The sequence below is a fragment of the Streptomyces sp. NPDC059169 genome (assembly GCF_042755225.1).
GTDB lineage: Bacteria > Actinomycetota > Actinomycetes > Streptomycetales > Streptomycetaceae > Streptomyces.
Map to the genome: position 1 here is coordinate 1 of NZ_JBHZCF010000024.1, position 17,955 is coordinate 17,955.

Annotated in this window: 15 protein-coding genes and 1 pseudogene; 7 read left to right on the forward strand and 9 right to left on the reverse strand. The window is 71.8% G+C overall.

Features of this window, described 5'->3' with window-relative positions:
* Positions 1–1,533 (reverse strand): MFS transporter (locus ACFXOM_RS32205; RefSeq protein WP_385040920.1); only part of this gene is annotated, 1,533 nt, incomplete at its 3' end.
* A gap of 87 nt (positions 1,534–1,620) precedes the next feature.
* Between ACFXOM_RS32205 and ACFXOM_RS32210 the strand changes: the two genes are divergently transcribed.
* Positions 1,621–2,022 (forward strand): MarR family winged helix-turn-helix transcriptional regulator, encoded by a 402-nt coding sequence (locus ACFXOM_RS32210; protein WP_384928970.1) that lies wholly within the window; start codon positions 1,621–1,623, stop codon positions 2,020–2,022.
* A 347-nt stretch (positions 2,023–2,369) separates the two neighbouring features.
* On the opposite strand, the gene ACFXOM_RS32215 is transcribed toward ACFXOM_RS32210, so the two are convergent.
* Complete coding sequence (locus tag ACFXOM_RS32215; protein WP_384928968.1) at positions 2,370–3,614, reverse strand: MFS transporter; 1,245 nt, start codon at positions 3,612–3,614, stop codon at positions 2,370–2,372.
* A gap of 180 nt (positions 3,615–3,794) precedes the next feature.
* Here ACFXOM_RS32215 and ACFXOM_RS32220 point away from each other — a divergent pair, with 180 nt between their 5' ends.
* Positions 3,795–5,021, forward strand: a complete 1,227-nt coding sequence (locus ACFXOM_RS32220; protein WP_384928965.1) for an ROK family protein — start codon at positions 3,795–3,797, stop codon at positions 5,019–5,021.
* 218 nt (positions 5,022–5,239) lie between these two features.
* Positions 5,240–6,046, forward strand: coding sequence for an SAM-dependent methyltransferase (locus tag ACFXOM_RS32225; RefSeq protein ID WP_385040847.1), 807 nt, complete (start codon positions 5,240–5,242; stop codon positions 6,044–6,046).
* A gap of 87 nt (positions 6,047–6,133) precedes the next feature.
* Here ACFXOM_RS32225 and ACFXOM_RS32230 read toward each other — a convergent pair whose 3' ends face one another.
* Positions 6,134–6,793, reverse strand: a complete 660-nt coding sequence (locus ACFXOM_RS32230) for a TetR/AcrR family transcriptional regulator (protein WP_384928960.1) — start codon at positions 6,791–6,793, stop codon at positions 6,134–6,136.
* Between the two features lie 187 nt (positions 6,794–6,980).
* Between ACFXOM_RS32230 and ACFXOM_RS32235 the strand changes: the two genes are divergently transcribed.
* Complete coding sequence (locus ACFXOM_RS32235; RefSeq protein ID WP_385040849.1) at positions 6,981–8,099, forward strand: serine hydrolase domain-containing protein; 1,119 nt, start codon at positions 6,981–6,983, stop codon at positions 8,097–8,099.
* A gap of 362 nt (positions 8,100–8,461) precedes the next feature.
* On the forward strand, positions 8,462–8,740 hold the full coding sequence (locus ACFXOM_RS32240; RefSeq protein ID WP_384928955.1) for an SHOCT domain-containing protein: 279 nt from the start codon (positions 8,462–8,464) through the stop codon (positions 8,738–8,740).
* Positions 8,741–8,993: 253 nt separating this feature from the next.
* Here ACFXOM_RS32240 and ACFXOM_RS32245 read toward each other — a convergent pair whose 3' ends face one another.
* Entirely contained in the window at positions 8,994–9,509 is a 516-nt protein-coding gene (locus tag ACFXOM_RS32245) for an ATP-binding protein (RefSeq protein ID WP_384928952.1), read from the reverse strand.
* Between the two features lie 185 nt (positions 9,510–9,694).
* Positions 9,695–10,012 (reverse strand): hypothetical protein, encoded by a 318-nt coding sequence (locus ACFXOM_RS32250; protein WP_384928949.1) that lies wholly within the window; start codon positions 10,010–10,012, stop codon positions 9,695–9,697.
* A gap of 185 nt (positions 10,013–10,197) precedes the next feature.
* Here ACFXOM_RS32250 and ACFXOM_RS32255 point away from each other — a divergent pair, with 185 nt between their 5' ends.
* Positions 10,198–11,313 carry a PLP-dependent cysteine synthase family protein gene (locus ACFXOM_RS32255; RefSeq protein ID WP_384928946.1) on the forward strand — a complete coding sequence of 372 codons (1,116 nt, stop codon included), beginning with the start codon at positions 10,198–10,200 and terminating at the stop codon, positions 11,311–11,313.
* 1 nt (position 11,314) lies between these two features.
* Here ACFXOM_RS32255 and ACFXOM_RS32260 read toward each other — a convergent pair whose 3' ends face one another.
* The 3 genes and pseudogenes from ACFXOM_RS32260 to ACFXOM_RS32270 form a co-directional block, all read right to left on the reverse strand.
* Positions 11,315–11,794 carry an SRPBCC family protein gene (locus ACFXOM_RS32260; protein WP_384928943.1) on the reverse strand — a complete coding sequence of 160 codons (480 nt, stop codon included), beginning with the start codon at positions 11,792–11,794 and terminating at the stop codon, positions 11,315–11,317.
* A 165-nt stretch (positions 11,795–11,959) separates the two neighbouring features.
* Positions 11,960–12,391, reverse strand: a complete 432-nt coding sequence (locus ACFXOM_RS32265; RefSeq protein WP_384928940.1) for an SRPBCC family protein — start codon at positions 12,389–12,391, stop codon at positions 11,960–11,962.
* Positions 12,388–12,984: pseudogene (locus ACFXOM_RS32270) on the reverse strand (hypothetical protein). Before ACFXOM_RS32270 ends, ACFXOM_RS32265 begins: the two are co-directional and overlap by 4 nt.
* A 183-nt stretch (positions 12,985–13,167) precedes the next feature.
* On the opposite strand from ACFXOM_RS32270, the gene ACFXOM_RS32275 reads away from it, so the two are divergent.
* Positions 13,168–15,576 carry a hypothetical protein gene (locus ACFXOM_RS32275; protein ID WP_384928938.1) on the forward strand — a complete coding sequence of 803 codons (2,409 nt, stop codon included), beginning with the start codon at positions 13,168–13,170 and terminating at the stop codon, positions 15,574–15,576.
* On the opposite strand, the gene ACFXOM_RS32280 is transcribed toward ACFXOM_RS32275, so the two are convergent.
* A complete protein-coding gene (locus ACFXOM_RS32280) occupies positions 15,546–17,954 on the reverse strand; it encodes a right-handed parallel beta-helix repeat-containing protein (RefSeq protein ID WP_384928935.1) in 2,409 nt (802 codons plus the stop codon). The two genes, ACFXOM_RS32275 and ACFXOM_RS32280, sit on opposite strands and share 31 nt — an antisense overlap.
* Between the last annotated feature and the right edge of the window lies 1 nt (position 17,955).

Consider the following 17,955-nt stretch of genomic DNA (forward strand, 5'->3'; position numbering starts at 1 on the left):
CCCCGGCATCCAGCCAGTACGCCGCGGTGGGCGCCCGGCCGATGGCCGCGAGGTCGCGCAGGTGGTCGTCGAGCCGGTCAAAGCGGTCGGCGTCGTGGAGGTCGCCACCACCACGCTCTTCCCGGTGCGCCGGCTGCGGAGCCCCGTCATGGTGATCAGCAGTCCGGCCGCGGCGACGGCCGCCACCACAGCCAGTCCCGGCCTGAAGCCGTCGAGCGTCTCCTGTGGCGAGCGTCCGGTGCCGTCGCCCGCCGTGATCACCGCGGTCACGACGGCGAGGAAGATCGCCCCACCCACCTGGATCGACGTGTTGAGCAGCCCTGACACCATGCCCTGCTCGTGGTCGTCCACCCCGTTCGTCGCCTGGATGTTGAGAGAGGGGAAGACGAGGGCGCAGGCCGCGCCCAGCAGCAGCATGGAGGGCAGTATCACCGTGGCGTAGACCGGGGACAGGTCGATCCTGAGGAACAGTGCGTAGCCGGCCACCAGCAGGGAGAATCCCGTGGCGATCACGCGCGGCGTTCCGAAGCGGTCCACGACGGCGCCGATCTTCGTCGAGGAGACCGCCACCAGGGCGCCCGCCGGGAGGAACGCCAAAGCGGTCCGCAGCGCCGACCAGCCGAGGAGGGACTGCATGTACTGCGTGACGATGAACTGGAAGCCTACGTAGCTGCCGAAGAAGCACGCGGCGCCCAGGTTGGCCCTGATCTGGCTGCCCGAACGCAGCACCCCGAGCCGGATGAGCGGGTGGGTGCTGCGGCGTTCGATCGTGACGAAGGCGGCGGTGAGCAGGGCGGTGGCCAGGAAGGAGAGTGCGGTGCGGGCCGAGGTCCAGCCCGCTTCCGGTGCCTGGACCACGGTGAAGACGAGCAGCAGCATGGCGGCGGTGCCGGTCACGGCTCCCGGAACGTCGTAACCCGTGGTCGAGTCCTCGCGGCTGCTCCGTGGGATCAGGGCGAGGCCCGCCACCAGCGCGAGAAGGGCGATGGGGGCGGGCAGCAGCATCGTCAGGCGCCAGCTCACCTCGGTGAGCAACCCGGAGAGCACCAGGCCCATGGAGAATCCCGTCGCCGCGCACGTCGTGTAGATCGACAGGGCCCGGTTGCGCTGCGGGCCCTCCCGGAAGGTCGTCGTGATGATGGACAGTCCTGCCGGAGCGGTGAACGCGGCACTGAGGCCCTTGACGAAGCGGCTCGCGATGAGGAGCGGTCCGGAGTCGACGATCCCGCCGAGCAGGGACGCGAGCGCGAACACCGCCAGGGCGACCAGGAACACACGGCGCCTGCCGAGGAGGTCGGCAGCCCGGCCGCCGAGGAGCAACAAGCCGCCGTAGCCGAGGATGTAGCCGCTGACGATCCATTGGAGGGTCGAGGTCGACAGGCCGAGGTCGCTGCCGATCGAGGGCAGGGCGACGCCGACCATCGAGACGTCGAGTGCGTCGAGGAACATTGCGGCGCACAGCACGAGGAGGGTGCCCCAGAGCCGTGGCGTCCAACGGTCCTGCGCTACGCGGGGATTGAGCGGAGAGGTCATGGCCAGCAACAGTACATGCGTGCGCATTGAATGCAAGTGCATTTAATTCCCGTGCAATAAACAGGCTTCTTCTGCTACCGTGCGGCCATGGCGGCGAAGAGGTCCGAGCGTGCACTCGTGGAGGAATGGCGCGACGTGCTGGCCCTGCACGCGCGGACGATGTGCGAGCTCGACCGTGCACTCCACCAGCACGGGCTGGGCGCGAGTGACTTCGAGGTCCTCGACGTGCTGGCCGAGGGGAAGCCGGAGGGCGGCGGCAGCTCGTGTCGCGTGCAGGAGCTCGCCTCCCGCGTGCACCTGAGCCAGAGCGCGCTGTCCCGCCTGGTCGCCCGGCTCGAGAAGGACGGCCTGGTGACGCGCGGTATGTGCAGTGAGGACCGGCGCGGGGTGCGCGTCGAGCTCACGGCGTTGGGGCGGGAGCGCCACGCCGAAGTGCAGCCGCTGCAGCGGGAGGTCCTGTCCCGCATGCTCGCCGAGCGGACCTGCTGACAACGTACGCCGCCAGCCGCCAGCCCTGCTCCGTGGGATCGGCTGACCGGAGGCTTCTGGCGCCACCGTCGTGTCGGGCTGATGCAGGGTTGTCCGGCGTGGACTCGGCTTCCGCGCGGTGCACGTAACCCCGTGAGCCGGGCCACGTGCTCGGCACCAGTCGGGGGGATCTGGAGTGCCGGAGCGGGCGTTGGCGCACGTCGGCGACGCGTGCGCAGCCCGTCAGCCGCGACGGGTGACCCCGCGGCGGACACCCCGCATGGTGGGCCCCGCCGTCCGCCGTGCGGAGACCGTGCCGGTCGACGTCCCCCACCAGACGCTGCGCCCGGTGTCTGCTCGCACGGTTCCTAGGAGAAGCGCGCGGGCTCCGGACGAGCCCGGCCCGTCCTGCGCCCCGTGCCGTCCCCGTCCGGAAGGGCGGTCGCGTGCCGAGCGGCACAAGCGATGAGTGCCACTGCGCCCGCCAGGACCGCGACCGACGTCAGTGCGATCGGCAGCGAGAGCCAGTCGGCGAGGAAGCCGATGGCCGGCGGTCCGAGCAGCATCCCGCCGTAGCCGATGGTGGACGCCGTGGCCACCCCTCCCGGGCCGGTCAGGGCCCCCGCCCGTGCGACCGCCACCGGGAAGATGTTCGACAGTCCCAGACCGGTGACGGCGAAACCGAGCAGGGCGAGCCACGCCGTCGGTGCCAGCGAACCGAGCAGCATGCCGAGCGTCGCGGTCGTGCTGCCCACGACGAGCGTCCGGGTCTGGCCCAGTCGCTCCAGCAGGGTCGTGCCGGAGAGGCGCCCCGCCGTCATGGCCAGGGCGAACAGTGAGTATCCGGCAGCCGCGACACCCGGATGGGCGTCGAGATCCTGCTGGAGATGGAGCGCACCCCATTCGGCGAGAGCGCCCTCGCCGTACGCCGTGCACAGGGCGATCAACCCGAAGAGCACGACGAGCCTGCGGGAACCGCTGGACGGGTGGCGGGCGGGAGGGGGCGCCGGCGCGCGTTCGGGTACGGCGGGGGCGGGGTTTCGCAGCAGCACCGGGCCGGCCGTGGCGGTCACCAGCAGTCCGATGCCGGTGAGTGCCAGGAGGTGCACCGCGGGGGAGAGGCTTGCGGCGACCATCCCGCCGAGTCCCGCACCGACCATCCCGCCGAGGCTGAACGCTGCGTGGAAACCGGGCATCACCGGCCTGTCGAGTGCGGCGACGACGTCCACCGCCGCGCTGTTCATGGCCACGTTGATGCCGCCGTACGCGATGCCGAACACCAAAAGGACCAGACCGAGTGCGGGTGTCGAGTGGACCTGGGCGGGCAGTGCGATGCTCAGGCTGAGCAGGGCGGCCGCCGCGACGGTGACGGGATGGCTGCCGAAGCGACGGCAGAGCCGCCCGGTGAGCGGCATCGTCGCCACGGCTCCGGCGGACACGCCGAGCAGTGCCAGGCCCAGGCCGCTCGCCGAGGCGCCGGTCTGTTCCTTGACGGCGGGTATGCGGACGACCCAGCCGGCGAAGAGGAAGCCGTCCAGGGCGAAGAAGAGGGTGACCGCCGCGCGGATGCGGGAGAGGGGGGAGTGGAAGTCTAGTTTGTTTAGTAGCGGCACAAAGTCAGCATAGGGGCCGCGCCACGGCGGGCACAACCGGGGTGCGGGACCCCGGGCCCCCACTGTGCGCAGGGTGTCGCCGGGGCCGAGGGACCGGGCCGCGGGTCCTGCCGACGAGCGTGCACCGGCTCCGGCAACCGGGGGGCCGCGCGATCCCGGGATCATGGGAGACTCGCCCCCATGAACGGCAATTCGGCGAGCACCCGGACGAGGTTGGAAAGAGGCCGCAGCGCCCTCGGGCCCGCACTGGAGCTGGTCCACACGGGCCGCGCACCCACCCGTGCCGTTCTGACCGCAGAGCTGGGCGTCACCCGAGCCACCGCGGGCGCCGTCGCCGCCGAACTCGAGGCCCTCGGCCTCATCCGGGTCGACTCGCGTCCCGGCGCGGCCGCCGGTTCGCAGGGACGGCCCTCGCACCGTCTCGCCGTGGACGACACCGGGCCGGTCGCGCTGGCCGCACAGGTGCACGCCGACGGCTTCCGGGCCGCTCTGGTGGGCCTCGGTGGCACGATCGTCGCGACCGCACCCGGGTGCGTGACGGTGTCCGCGGACCCCGCCCAGGTGCTCGGTGAGGTCGTCGACGCCGGTGCTGCGCTGCTGCGCGACACCGGCCGCAGGTGTGTGGGCGCCGGGCTCGCCGTCCCCTCGGCGGTGGCCGAGCCGGACGGCACCGCACTCAATCCCCTCCACCTCGCCTGGCCCGCAGGGGCGGAGGTTCGGGAGATCTTCACGGAACGTGTCCGTGCCGCCGGCATCAGCGGGCCCGCCTTCACGGGCAACGACATCAACCTGGCCGCCCTGGCCGAGCACCGGCACGGAGCCGGCCGCGGGGCTCAGCACCTTCTCTGCGTGGCCACCGGGCACCGCGGCGTCGGCGGGGCGCTCGTCCTCGACGGACGGCTGCACACCGGTAGTTCGGGTCTCGCCCTCGAGGTCGGCCATCTCACCGTCAACCCCGACGGGCGCCCCTGCCACTGCGGAAGTCGGGGCTGCCTCGACGTCGAAGCCGACCCGCTGGCCTTCCTCACCGCCGCCGGCCGCGCCCCGGGGCCGGAGGTGTCCCTGCTCCAGCAGTCGCGGGACCTGCTGCGTACGGAGCGCGACGACCCCTCGGTGCGTGCGGCGGTGGAAGAACTCGTGGACCGCCTCGGCCTGGGTCTCGCGGGGCTGGTGAACATCCTCAATCCGGACCGCATCATCCTCGGCGGACTGCACCGCGAACTCCTCGATGCGGCACCGGAACGGCTCCGCGCGGTGGTCGCCGACCGCAGCCTCTGGGGGCGCAGCGGCAGTGTCCCCATCCTGGCGTGCACCCTCGACCACAACAGCCTGGTCGGGGCTGCGGAGTTGGCGTGGCAGCCGGTGTTGGACGACCCGTTGAGCGTGCTGCCCGGACGGGCGTCCTGACCGCCCGCGGACGGGTGCGGTGAAGGGGCGTCCCGCGACCCGTGAGTCGAACGGCAGGACCCGCCGTGCCGGAGTCCCCGCACGGCCCGTCGTGCCGGAGCCCCGCAAGGGGGCGGTCGTCGGGCATCCACCGCCATCGTGCCGGACGGGGACCCGCCGTGCCCGGCCCGTAGGAATTCAGGTGTGCCCCGACCCCCGCTGACGTAATGTCCCGCGCCATGGCAGACAACGACCTTCCGCCGAGGCTCACCCGTCTCACCTTCCACGGCCCACTCTCCGAATCCCGAGCCGCTGGCATGGTCGCCCGGCTCACCCGTCGGGAACCGGCCAGTGTGCTCGACATCGGCTGTGGTTGGGGCGAGTTGATGCTCCGCATCCTGGAGGCCGCCCCCGGCGCGAAGGGTCTGGGCGTCGACCTCAACGCCGTCGATCTCGCCCGCGGCCGGAACAACGCCGCGGAGCGCGGGCTCGCCGGGCGCGTCGAGTTCCTCGAGGAGAGTGCCGTCGGCACCCCCCGCGGTCCGGCCGATGTCGTCCTCTGTCTGAGCTCGGGCCACGCCCTCCTCGACGCCGACGCCGACGCCGACGCCGACGCCGACGCCGACGCCGGGCCGGAGGCCCCGTCCGCCACCGAGGCTGCGCTCCATGCGCTGCGTCCCCTGGTCGCACCCGGCGGCCGGCTCCTCTTCGGCGAGGGGTTCTGGCAGCGCACCCCCACCCCCGCCGAGCTGGCCACCATGTGGCCGGACGCCAGCGCCGACGACCACCTGCCGCTCGCGGCCGTTACGGCCGCCGCGACGGCCGCCGGATTCCGCGTCGAATGGATCGAAACCGCGACCGAGGAAGAGTGGGAACGCTTCGAATCCGGCTACCTCGCCGATCTGGAGGAGTGGCTCGCAAGCCACGAGGGGCACCCCCTGGCGGAGGAGACCCGGGAGCGGGTGGACCGTCACCGGGCGAGCTGGCTGCGCGGCTACCGCGGGGTGCTGGGTCTCGTCCACCTGACGCTGATTCCGGTCGGCTGAGGTCCGCCGCGGCTCGGGAGCAGGGCGGCCGTCGTCGTCGGAGTCGTCGCCGTGCTCGGCTGCCGGTTCGACCCCCGAGCAGGTGGGCTAACCCGGGCGGATTGCGGCCTCGATGTCGGCGAGTTGGGCGGCGAGGATCTCTTCGAACGCGGCGCGGCGATCCACCCCGAGGGGGCGGACGTCGCGGGCGAAGTGGGCCAGGGCGGGGAAGCGTTCGGGGTCGGCGCCGAGTACCGCGACGCGGAACAGCTCCATGCCCTGCTCGTACTCTTCCGGGGTGATGGTGCTGACTCCGGCCTCGGAGGCGATCAACGCAGCGATGAGGACCGCGAGCCGGTGGTAGCGCGCCGGGATCTCCTCGTCGGGGAGCCCCGACGTGCGCAGGGCCTGCAACACCTCTTCCATGACCAGCCGAGAACCGGCGCCGCCTGACGCGTATCTCCCCCAGATCGCGGCGAGCTGGGGCTGCTGGCCGAAGGCCTCCCTCACGCGCAGGGCCAGGGCGGTGATGCGCTCCTTCCAGTCGCCCTCCGCGCGGTAGCCGTCCATGGAAGCCAGGAGGATCCGGTCGGCGACCGCGCGCAGCAGTTCTGTCTTGCTGCGGAAGTGCCGGTAGAGGCTGGAGGAATCGGTCCCGAGGGTCGCGGCGAGCTTGCGCACGCTGAACGACTCCGTGTCGCTCGTGCGCAGCAACTCCGTTGCCGCGTCCAGGATTTCCTCGCTGGACCAACGCCTTCGACCGGTCACTTCGCCCCTCTCGTCGGATTCAGTCTAACCGATGCACTTGGTGTTGCACGCGGTGCGTGCATAATGGGGGGCGTGAGCGTGCCGAGCGACCCGGCGGCAGGCGGGCCGACGTGCCGCGCGTGCCCTGTCGCACGGGTCGGTCGACCGACGTGGAGCTCATCCCGAGCAATGCGAAAGGACGCATGTCGTGAGGAACGCACTGGATCACGCGGAGCTGAACGCCGCCATCGAGAACGTCCACCGCGCCGGGATGCCGGGCCTGTTCGCCGAGGTGCGTGACGGCGACGAGGTCTGGCGCGGTGCCGCCGGGGTCGCCGATGTCGACACCGGTCGCCCGGTCACCGCCGACATGCGGCACCGTGTCGGCAGCACCACCAAGACCTTCACTGCTGCCGCGGTCCTGCAGCAGGTCGAGAGCGGTCGAATCGGTCTCGACACGCCGATCGGCCAGTACCTTCCGAAGTTGGTGCCCGGAGAACGCGGCGACACGATCACGGTCCGGATGCTGATCAACCACACCAGCGGCCTCGCCGAGTACCTCCCGTACGCGTACCCCTCACTCAAGGCGTACCCCGCCCTCGCAGACACCGGACCCCAGAGCCTGGACGAGCACCGGCTCACCCGGTTCGACCCCACTGAACTGATCGAGATGGGGGTCACCGCACCTGCCGTCGGCGCCCCGGGCGGTACGCCGGGGGTGTACTCCAACACCAACTACCTGCTGCTCGCCCAGCTACTGGAACAGGTGACCGGCACCACGGCCGAGCGGTACATCACCCGGAACGTCATCGAGCGCGCCGGGCTCCAGGACACCCAATTCCCCACCGGACCGTACGTCGACGGTCCGCACTCGCAGCTCTACGAGTCGTGGTTCGGCATGATCGACCCCCCACGCGACTACAGCGTCTACGACATGTCATGGGTGGGTCCGGCGGCCTCCCTGATATCGACCGTCACGGACCTCAACCGCTTCTACCGCCTGCTGCTGGCCGGCGAGATCATCAGCCCGTCGTCGCTGGTCCAGATGCAACGCACCGTCCCGGTCATCTCCCAAGAGGGAAAGACCATCGACTACGGCCTCGGCCTCCACCCGACGGAGGCTCCCGGTCAAGCCGCCTTCTGGGGCCACGGAGGCACGGTCTGGGGTGGTGGAGCGCTGGCCATGACCCGCGCCGACGGCAAGCGGCAGATGGCTGTCGCGCTGAACCTCCAGAGGTGGAACAAGCTCGACTCCTGCGGCAAGCCACTGCCCCATCCCATCGACGATGCGCTGGTGACTCTGTACCGCGTGGCGATGTACGGCTGACCGAGACCGTGGGCGAGGGGTTGGTGGCACCCGTTCGACCGGCAACCGGACCGCAGCCCCCGGCGACCTTGCTCCCGGCGAACCAATCGCCCACGAGGCCCCCGGCTGACCCCGGTCGACTCTCATTCCGGTGTGCGCGCCTGCACCGCGTCCCGAGCCGGTGCGCCGCCGCATCGTGCGGCGCGTCCCGGTCCACGTACCCGACCGGTCGGCTGGGGTCCTTTGGGGGCGGGAGCAGCCGCGGTGTGTCGCCTACTTCCCCGGTGGTACCGGGGGTGCCGCCGGTCGGACGACGACGCGGACGCCTCGGGGCGCGATGCTCGGAAACACCCGAGAGAGAACCGCACGAGGAGTTGACCGACATGACCACCCTTGCCCATGACGGGCCCGGCCCGTGGATCCTGTTCCTCCCGCTGGTCTGGGCGGCCGTCGTCGTGGGAGTCGTCGCCGTGCTGCGCCGCACCGTGTGGCGCGGCCGACGGGGCCCCTGGCGCGTGCGTCACCCCCAGGGCGAGTCGTCACCGATCGCCGTGCTCGGCCGCCGGTTCGCCGCCGGCGAGATCGACGAGGACGAGTACTGGCGGCGATTGTCCGTGTTGGACGAGCAGTTCGGACCGTACGCCAAGCCCGGCTCGGCGTGACGGGCGCGAACACCGCGCACCGGTCCGAGAAGCGTGCCGGTACACCGGTCCGATCCGGAGCCCCGCACCCCTGGGGAGGAGGGCGTCGACGGACGGGCGGCCGGGTGACCGGGCGACGCGTCGGACACCGAGGAGCCGAGACCCCGCCACCTGCAGCTTCGTGCAGGTGGCAGGTGGCAGGTGGCAGGTGGCCGCCGCCTCGGCCGTAGCCGGCTCCCACCGGCAGGGCCCCGTCGGTTCTTCGGTCGCCCGCTCAGGTCGCGAGGGCCGGCCGCGCCGCGACGTGTTCGCGCGGCTCGGTCTCGACGACCGCGAACGGCGAGGCGGTGGCCGCGCCGACCGCGACCGTGCGCGACGCCTTCGCTGCCACGGGCGGCGATGCCGGGAGCGTGAACCAGACCACCTTGCCCTCGTCGCCCTTGGGCAGCACCCCCCAGCTCTCGCTCACCGCTGCGATCAGCGCGAGACCCCGTCCCGTGGTTTCGAGGGGGCCGGCGGTGCCCACCGTGGGCAGTCGGGGGTCGTGGTCGTGCACCGATACCGTGAGCCTGTCGAGCAGCAACTCGACCTCGACGGTGCAGAGCTTGTCCGGCTGGGCGTGCCGGTGAACGTTGGTCAGCAGCTCCGTGACGCCGAGTGCCGCCCGGTCGATCAAGGCGTCGAGATGCCAGTAGCGGAGCTGCGCCGAAATGATTCTGCGGACCTGACCGATCCGCTGCGGCAGAGCCTGGAGCTCCACCGTGCAATGCCTGCTTGCCTCGCTGATCACGGCTGCGACTCCCCGAATGAGGTCCGGAAGAAGACGAAGGATCGGATCCAGCAGTTGGCTGCCTGCTGTCTGAGCCGGCGGCGGATCGTAGAGTCACCGCCGGTGAACCCTGAGTGATGACTCAAGGGTGAACCAGGAGTGACGCGTGCGCAACTCCGCGTGCGCGCGGACCGGGTCGGGAGTGATCAGTCGCGGTCGTCCGCGGCCCTGCGGACGACCTCGAGGAACCGGCCGGCGAGCGCCGTGCCGTCCAGGCCCTGCCCCGGTCGGCCCATGGTCAGTCGGTAGCGCGTTCCGTTGAGGGTCGCGACCGTACTGTCGCCGCCTGCGAACCAGGGCTTGCCCGCCCGAACGGCCCGTACCGGCGCGCTGTCGATCACCCGGCCGTAGCTGGTCAGCAGGGCGAGCCTGCCGTCCTCGATCAGGACCTGACCGGCCTTGGTGAGCGAGCGGGGCCACCGCTCGATCCGCACGCCCGTGGCGTTGAACTCAGGCTTCGACATGGCCGCCGCCCCCTTCTCGCCTGCTCCTGCACCCAGTCTGCCCAGGGGAGCGCGCGGATACCAGAGTGCCTTCTCAGACCACTCCACAAGCAACCGCTATGGAACCCCAAAGTGAGCGTTTGTGCAGGTGAGGGGCTTAGAGTGGGCAGTGGGACGGGGTGTCGACACCGTGAGGAGCGGGGCGCATGACGACAAATGAGGCGACGGCCACCATCGATGTGGACCGGAGCGATCCGGAGTACCGGGCGTGGCTGAAAGACGCCGTCCGCAAGGTGCAGGCCGATGCGAACCGCTCGGCCGACACCCATCTGCTGCCCTTCCCGCTCCCCGAGCAGTGGGGGATCGACCTCTATCTCAAGGACGAGTCGACCCACCCCACCGGCAGCCTCAAGCACCGCCTGGCGCGCTCGCTCTTCCTCTACGGACTCTGCAACGGCTGGGTTCGGCCGGGCAAGCCCGTCATCGAAGCCTCCAGCGGCTCCACGGCGGTGTCCGAGGCGTACTTCGCCAAGCTCATCGGAGTGCCGTTCATCGCCGTGATGCCGCGCACCACCAGTGCCGAGAAGTGCCGCCTCATCGAATTCCACGGCGGCCAGTGCCACTTCGTGGACGATCCCCGGAAGATCTACGAGGAGTCCGCCGCCCTCGCCGCGCACACCGGCGGCCACTACATGGACCAGTTCACCTACGCCGAACGGGCCACCGACTGGCGCGGCAACAACAACATCGCCGAATCGATCTACCAGCAGCTGAAGTTGGAGCGCCATCCGGAGCCCGCCTGGATCGTGGCAACGGCCGGAACGGGCGGTACGTCGGCGACCATCGCCCGCTACGTCCACTACATGCAGTACGACACCATGATCTGCGTCCCCGATCCGGAGAACTCCTGCTTCTTCGACGGCTGGACCGAGGGAGACCCGCTGGCGACGAGCGACTGCGGCTCGCGCATCGAGGGCATCGGCCGGCCCCGCATGGAGCCCAGCTTCGTGCCCGGCGCCATCGACCGGATGATGAAGGTGCCCGACGCGGCGACCGTCGCGGCCGTTCGAGCCCTGGAGCGGGCCATCGGCCGCAAGGCCGGGGGTTCCACGGGCACCGGCCTGTGGAGCGCACTGAAGATCGTCGCCGAGATGGTGGCGGAGGGACGACGGGGCAGTGTGGTCACGCTCATCTGCGACCCGGGCGACCGCTACCTGGACAAGTACTACTCGGACGACTGGCTGGCCGAGCAAAGGATGGACATCGCCCCGTACGCGGCGGCGATCGACCACTTCCTCGTCTCCGGCACCTGGTCGGACTGACTCAGGCCGACGCCCCCGCGAGCCGCCGGTCGAGTCTGCGCACCGCGTCCTCGAACGCGCGGCCCACGCCCGGCCGTGCCAGCTTCAGGGCGAACCGCACGGGAGCACTCCCCGCCACCGCCATGGTCCACTGCACCCGGGTTCCGGATGACGTGGGGGAGAGCCGCCAGTCCTCCACCATGGCACGCACCCCAGGGGCGTTGGTCTCGTCGATGCGGTACGCGTACCGCTCGCCGGGCTCCGCGCTCATGATGGTCTCCTGGAATCGGGTGCCACCTCGCAGCCGCACCTCCCGGCCCGTTCCCCGACCGGTGGGACGGGCGGAAGCGACTGCCCTGAACCACTCCGGCCAATCCGTCACGTCCTCGGCGAGTGCCCGGTACACCGCGTCGGGCCGGGCCCGCACCTCCGCGGTGAACACGAGGCGCAACGGTGCGGAATCCGCGAATTCGAGGTGCACGGGAGTCAACCGGTGTGCCACGGAACGCCTCTCTCCTCGGTCGTGGGAGCGCCACGGTCCCGGTGTGACGTACCCGGAGCACGGCTGCCGCCGGCAGCCCGCCGCTCGGTGGCGCGATCGCCGGGAACGCCCGTACACGATAGCGGTCGGGCCGGCGGATGGGCACCGTTGTGCGGGCCCGACGGGTCAGGCCAGCAAGCCGTCCACGACGCGGCCGAAGACCCGTCGGCCGCTCCGTACGAGCATCCCGTCCGCAGCAGGGGGCAGCCACCGCACCCGCAGTTCCTCCGCCCAGGTCACCCGTGTTCCGTCGGACACCTCCCGCACCGTGATCTCGGCCCAGCCCAGGACGGTGCGCCCGCGCTTCTCGATCCGGCAGAGCCCCGGCCCACCGGCCACCGGCGGTTCCCAGCGCACGACCTCCATCAGGTCATCGACGGCCATCCGCCCCACCCCGGTCCGAGCGACGAACCGGGTGCCGCAGCGCGTGGGTCCGGGGGTCAACACCGAGATCGTGGTCAGCGGCACCCGTGCCGCGTGGGCGGGCCAGTCGGTGAGCCGCCGCCATGCCTCGCCGGCCGGCAGCGGCGTCGTACGCCCGATCCGGAACGCGGTCATTCCGTCGGTCCTTCGGCTGCTCCGGCCGCCACGGGGTGGGGCCGGTACTCCGTGATCTTCCCGCGCGCCCCCGCCGCCAGTCCCGCGTCGGTCACCAGGGCGTCCACCTCCTCCAGTCGGACGAACAACTCAGCCCCACCAAGCCCTCCTTGATGTGACCGGCGACCACGACACCGTGCGCGAAACGGACGGGGCGCCGGTTCGTCCCCGCCCCGGCGGGCAGCGCGGACAGTCCTCCGCCGGGATACGGACAGTCCTCCGCCGGGATTCCGTGGACGCCGAGGAACAGCTCGTGGGTCGCGGTCCCGCCGGAGGGGGCGACTCGCGCTGCCCGGCTGAACCACCGCCGCGGCCGCTCGTGCGATGTCCTCCTCGGCGCTCGGATCGAGCGGTGCCCCGGCTGCGTCGCCCGGTTCGTGCGCCCGCGCCCCGACCACCGGCTCGGCACCGCCGTGCCCCTTCGCGATCACGCCCTGTCGCGCGAGCGCGTCCCGGCGCACCTGACCGATCGGGGGACCTTCGCCGCGCCGCCGCACCTCGTCGAGGACCAGGACGCGCCGCTGCTCCGCGAGGAAGATCTGATGAACGCTCACCGCCGGGGAGGTTCCTTCCGTTCCGATGTCCGCTTCACCGCCGCTCAGCTGGGCATCTCATCCTCGCACGGTCCCTCGGCTGTGCGCGCGAGGGAGTTTCGGTGAGAGGGCTGCGGCAGGCTGCGCCGGTTCGGAATCCTGGGGCCCGCCGTAGAACCTCCCAGCAGAGAGCGAGAGGCAGAAGTGACCCCTGGTACACCGGAAGCAGCCCAACCGGGTGGTGGCCCGGCACTGGAACTGCTGGTCCACGGCGTCGGCGGAGCCACCCCGCAGGACATGCTGGGCGACCCCCGGACGATACGGATCACCGGCGACGGGACCGCAGCCATGTACCGACGCGCGGACGACGCGTACGCCGACCAGCACCCGGACCGGCAACCGGACGGTCCGGTCCCCGAGGCCTACTGCTGGTGCAACCTCACCTCCGGCAACGGAGCCCGGGCGCTCTGGCTGCTGCTCCTGCCCTTCATGGTGGTCAACCTGGCCCACTGGATGCGGCCGACGACGAAGGGGCCCGCCACGACGGTGCGGTTGTACGCGATGCTCGTGCGGCTCGTCGCGCTGAGCCTCACGGCCCTCCTCACGGCGGCCGCCTGCGAGGTCGCCCTGGACCTCACGGCCTGGCAGTGCGCCGGTTCGGCCCGGTGCTCCGCGGACAGCTCCTGGATCGGCTTCCTGTCCGCCTCGGGCGGTGGCTGGTGGTCCCAGCCCGGTCGGCGCCTGTCCCTGGCAGCCCTGCTCCCCTCGCTCCTGGTGGGCCTGCTGTGGTACCTGTCCAACCGCACCTGGAGCGCGTACGAGGCCCAGCGGCCGCCCGGTACCAGCGCAGGTGCGTCGCCGGAGCCTCCCGTCCCCCAGGGCGGAGCCGGAGCCGGGGCGTCTCGGGACGGGGGCGCGGACCCGGAGGCCGTACGACCCGCCCTCGGCAGGCCGGGATTCTGGTACGGGCGACGCCTCGTCGCCCGGTTACGTGCCGCGCACACCGCCGCCGGGTTCCTCGTCATCGGGGGTGCGGTGACCGGCGCGGCCGCCCGGCACGACCGAGGCGCGGACGTTCCGGCGCTCGAGTTCGCCGGCTGGGCCCTGGAGTCGGCCCTGGTGGCCGCGGGACTCGTCGTCGTCGCGATCGTGTTCCGACGCGGGCGCAGCGAGAAGGTCCTGGACAACCGGATCGACCACGCCGTGGTCAGCTGGTTGCCCTGCACGTCCCTGGTGCTGCTCACCCTGTCGATGCTGTACGCCTCCTGGTCACGGCCCGGATGGGTGTCCCGCGGGACACTGCCCGGTGATGCCGCCTTCCGCGCCCTCGCCCTCGCCCAGGGCGTCCTCGTCGTCGCGCTCGTCGTCGCTGCGCACCTGCTGTACCGTCGGGTGCCGCACCCGCGCACCGCCATGTACGGGCTCGGCGGCCCCGCCGTGGCCCTGCTCGCCTGCGCGCTCGGCGGAGTCATGACCGGCGGCGTCGCCCAGCGCGTCGCCGACTGGCTGGACGGTCCCGGGACGCCCGGGGAGGGGACGGGGCCGATCACCGGGCCGCCGGTGCTGCTCAGCTGGCAGGCCTCCGTGATCCCCGTCCTGCTGCTCCTGCTGCTCGTCCCCCTGGGCGCGCTCGCCCTGCGCACCTGGCGCACCGGGCGTGCCCTGGCGGCCGAGGTCGAAGGGGACTATCCGGCCGAGACGCCCGACGAGGTCCGCAGCCGACGGATCGCCGGCACCCGAGCCCGGGCCGCTCTCACCGATGCCGCCCCGACCGTCGTCGGCCTCGTCTGTGCGGCGACCCTGCTCCTCGGCGCCGGCGCGGTGGCCGGCGCCTGGGTGAGTGGCGAGGTGCCCTCGAAGGCGTTCAACCACGCCCACCCTCTCGTGGAGGCCACCGCCGACGCCGCCCAGACGCTGGGTTCCTGGCTGATCGGACTCGGATTCATACTGTTCGTCACCTGGGGCAGACGCGCCTACCGGGACGCCTCCGCCCGCCGTACGATCGGCATCCTGTGGGACGTCGGCACGTTCTGGCCGCGCGCTGCCCATCCGTTCGCCCCGCCCTGCTACGCCGAGCGCGCCGTCCCCGACCTGACCTGGCGGATGGAGTCGTGGACCGCCGCCACCGGCGGACGGCTCGTCATCTCCGGGCACTCGCAGGGGAGCGTGCTGGCTGCCGCGGCGGTCTGGCAGCTGTCGACCGCCACCCGCAGGCGGGTCGCCCTCCTCACGTACGGATCACCGCTGGAGCGGCTCTACGGCCGTTGGTTCCCTGCCTACTTCGGTGCCGTCCCGCTGCGCGCGCTCCACCAGGAGCTGCACTGCTGGCGCAACCTGTGGCGGCACACGGATCCGATCGGCGGTCCGGTACGGCTCCCCGCCGAGTCGGGCAAGCCACGGGTGGACCGTGACGCCCTCAAGGACCCCGTGGTGTACGGGCGTACGGACACCCATCCGCTGCCGGAGCCCGTTCTCGGCCACTCCGACTACCAGGCTGATCCCGCGTTCGCGCGGGAACGCGCGGCGCTCCTCGACCGGCTGCCCCCGGCTCTGCCGCGCCAGCGCGCCGACTCCTTCCGGGGTCAGGAGAGTTCGGGCAGATCCTCCGGGTAGAGCAGGGTCAGGTCGTCCGTGGTCGCTTCGGCGATCACGGCGACCCGGCCCGCGTGCCGCTCCACCATCGACTCGAAGGTCTGGCGGGCGGTACGGCCGTTGCCGAACGCCGGTCCCTTGGGCAGGGAGGTGAAGTACGCGTGCAGTCCCTCGGCCGTGCCGTCCGCCAGCCGGTACTCGTGCTCCTCGGCTTGCTGCTGCACGATCCGCAGCAACTCGTCGGGAACGTAGTCGCTGAAGGTGATGGTGCGTGAGAAACGCGAGGCCACACCTGGGTTGACGGACAGGAACCGTTCCATCTCCGCGGTGTACCCGGCCACGATCACCACCACCGCGTCCCGGTGGTCCTCCATCAGCTTCACCAGGGTGTCTATGGCCTCCCGGCCGAAGTCACGGCCCGAATCCTCGGGTGACAGCGCATAGGCCTCGTCGATGAACAGCACCCCGCCGCGCGCCCGGTCGAACGCCTCCTGCGTGCGGATCGCCGTGGAACCGATGTGCTCGCCGACCAGGTCCACCCGGGACACCTCGACCAGGTGCCCGCGCTCCAGCACCCCGAGCGAGGCGAGGATCTCGCCGTACAGCCGGGCCACGGTGGTCTTCCCGGTACCGGGGGAGCCGGTGAACACGAGGTGACGGCGGACCGAAGCCGCCTTGAAGCCCGCCTCCTGGCGCCTCCTGCCCACCTCGATCATGTTGGTGAGCGTGCGGACCTCGCGCTTGACGCTTTCCAGGCCCACGAGGGCGTCCAGTTCACCGAGGACGGAGTCCGACGTCCGGGCCGAGGGCGCCGCCACCGGTACCGGATCGACCTGCGGCCGGTCGGTGCGTGGTGCGGGCACGGATGCCAGCAGGCCCGCCGATTGGGTCGCCGGGACGACGGCGGGGGGCTGCGCGGCAGCGGTGCGCACCGCACTCTCGTCACTGGTGCAGTCCTCGACCACCGTGCCCTCCACGGGGTACTCGTAACCGCCACGCGCGCACCGTTCGGTGCGGCAGCGGCTCAACGTCGTGCGGCAGCCTTCCATCACGTGGAACCCGTACCCGCCGCTGCCCGTCACCCGGCAGCCGTGGAACGTTCCGCGCCCCTCCGCCGACACGTAGAAGCCGGCCTCCGCGGGCGAGGCCACCGTGCACCGTTCGATCGCCGGATCGGCGCCCTTGGTGACGATGACCCCGGTCTGCACCCCGTCTATGGTGCAGCCGTTGAGCGTTCCGCCGCTGCCGTGGTCGCGGAACCACGCGCCCGTGGAGGCTTCCCGGATGCGGCAGTCGTCGAGCTGTGCGGAGGCCCCGTCGCTGACCGACACCGCGGTGTTGCGCACCTGCGAGAGATCGCTGTCGACCACGTCGGCCCGGGAGCCACGGTCCAGGACGAACAGGGCGTCGGGAACGTCGTGGACGCGGCAGGAGTCGAGCACGGCAGTCGCCCCGTCACTGACCCAGACCGCCGGGTAGTCCCCCGTACTGTCGTGGATCTCGCACTGGTTGGCGTCCACGCGGGTACCCGGGTCCCACACCGACAACCCGTTGCGGCCGAACCGCCGCACCGTCGAGCGGGTGAGCGTCAGGACCGAACGGGACCGCAGGTCCACCGCGTTCTCGGGCACGTCGTGGATGTCGCAGTCCGCGAGTGTGAGTACCGCGTCCGTGTCGAGCGTGACCCCGTCCGACGACGTGCGGTGCACCCGGGAATCGGTGAGGTGGGCCGTCGCGCGTCCCGTGACCTGTACCCCCGCGCCCTTGATCTCGTACACCTCGCACCCGAGGGCCTCCAGGGCACTCCCCTCCCCGGTGACGCTGAGCCCGGAACCGGATGCGTGGTGCACCCGGCAGCGTTCGAGCCGCGGATGGGCGCCGCCGCGCACCGAAACCCCGGACTGCCCGGCAGCCACCACCTCGCAATCCTCGAACACGCCGGACGCCTCGTCCAGAACGCCGATCCCCACCCCGGCGGGGTTGTCCACCGTGCAGCGGCGCACGGTCGGACGGGCGGCTCCGCGCACCTCTATGCCCGCCGCCGAGCGGGTCACGATGCGCAGGCCCGTCAGTTCGGGCGTGCCGTCCTCGACGAGCAGTGCCGGCGCCGCCGTGTCCTGCCCCTCGACGTGGAGGTCCAGCACGCTCGCCGAGGCGCGTACGGTGAGCGGAACGCCTTCGGCGGGGGCGATCCGCACGGATCCGGCCGACCCTTCGGGACCGCGCAGGGTGACGGCGCGCTGGACCACCAGGTTCTCCCGGTAGGTCCCCGGGGCGACGGTGAGGACGTCGCCGTCGCCGGCGGCCTCCAGGGCTGCGGTGAGGGAGGCGTACTCGCCTGTGCGGCGCCGCCACCGCGACGTACCGGTGTGCGTCACCTGGACCGTGCCCTGTGCCATG

Excerpts from the sequence above, each read along its gene's own strand:
- ACFXOM_RS32220 (WP_384928965.1), top strand. The coding sequence starts at position 3,795 with ATGAACGGCAATTCGGCGAGCACCCGGACGAGGTTGGAAAGAGGCCGC.
- ACFXOM_RS32225 (WP_385040847.1), top strand. The coding sequence starts at position 5,240 with ATGGCAGACAACGACCTTCCGCCGAGGCTCACCCGTCTCACCTTCCAC.
- ACFXOM_RS32265 (WP_384928940.1), bottom strand. The coding sequence starts at position 12,391 with ATGACCGCGTTCCGGATCGGGCGTACGACGCCGCTGCCGGCCGGCGAG.
- ACFXOM_RS32255 (WP_384928946.1), top strand. The coding sequence starts at position 10,198 with ATGACGACAAATGAGGCGACGGCCACCATCGATGTGGACCGGAGCGAT.
- ACFXOM_RS32250 (WP_384928949.1), bottom strand. The coding sequence starts at position 10,012 with ATGTCGAAGCCTGAGTTCAACGCCACGGGCGTGCGGATCGAGCGGTGG.
- ACFXOM_RS32280 (WP_384928935.1), bottom strand. The coding sequence starts at position 17,954 with ATGGCACAGGGCACGGTCCAGGTGACGCACACCGGTACGTCGCGGTGG.
- ACFXOM_RS32240 (WP_384928955.1), top strand. The coding sequence starts at position 8,462 with ATGACCACCCTTGCCCATGACGGGCCCGGCCCGTGGATCCTGTTCCTC.
- ACFXOM_RS32210 (WP_384928970.1), top strand. The coding sequence starts at position 1,621 with ATGGCGGCGAAGAGGTCCGAGCGTGCACTCGTGGAGGAATGGCGCGAC.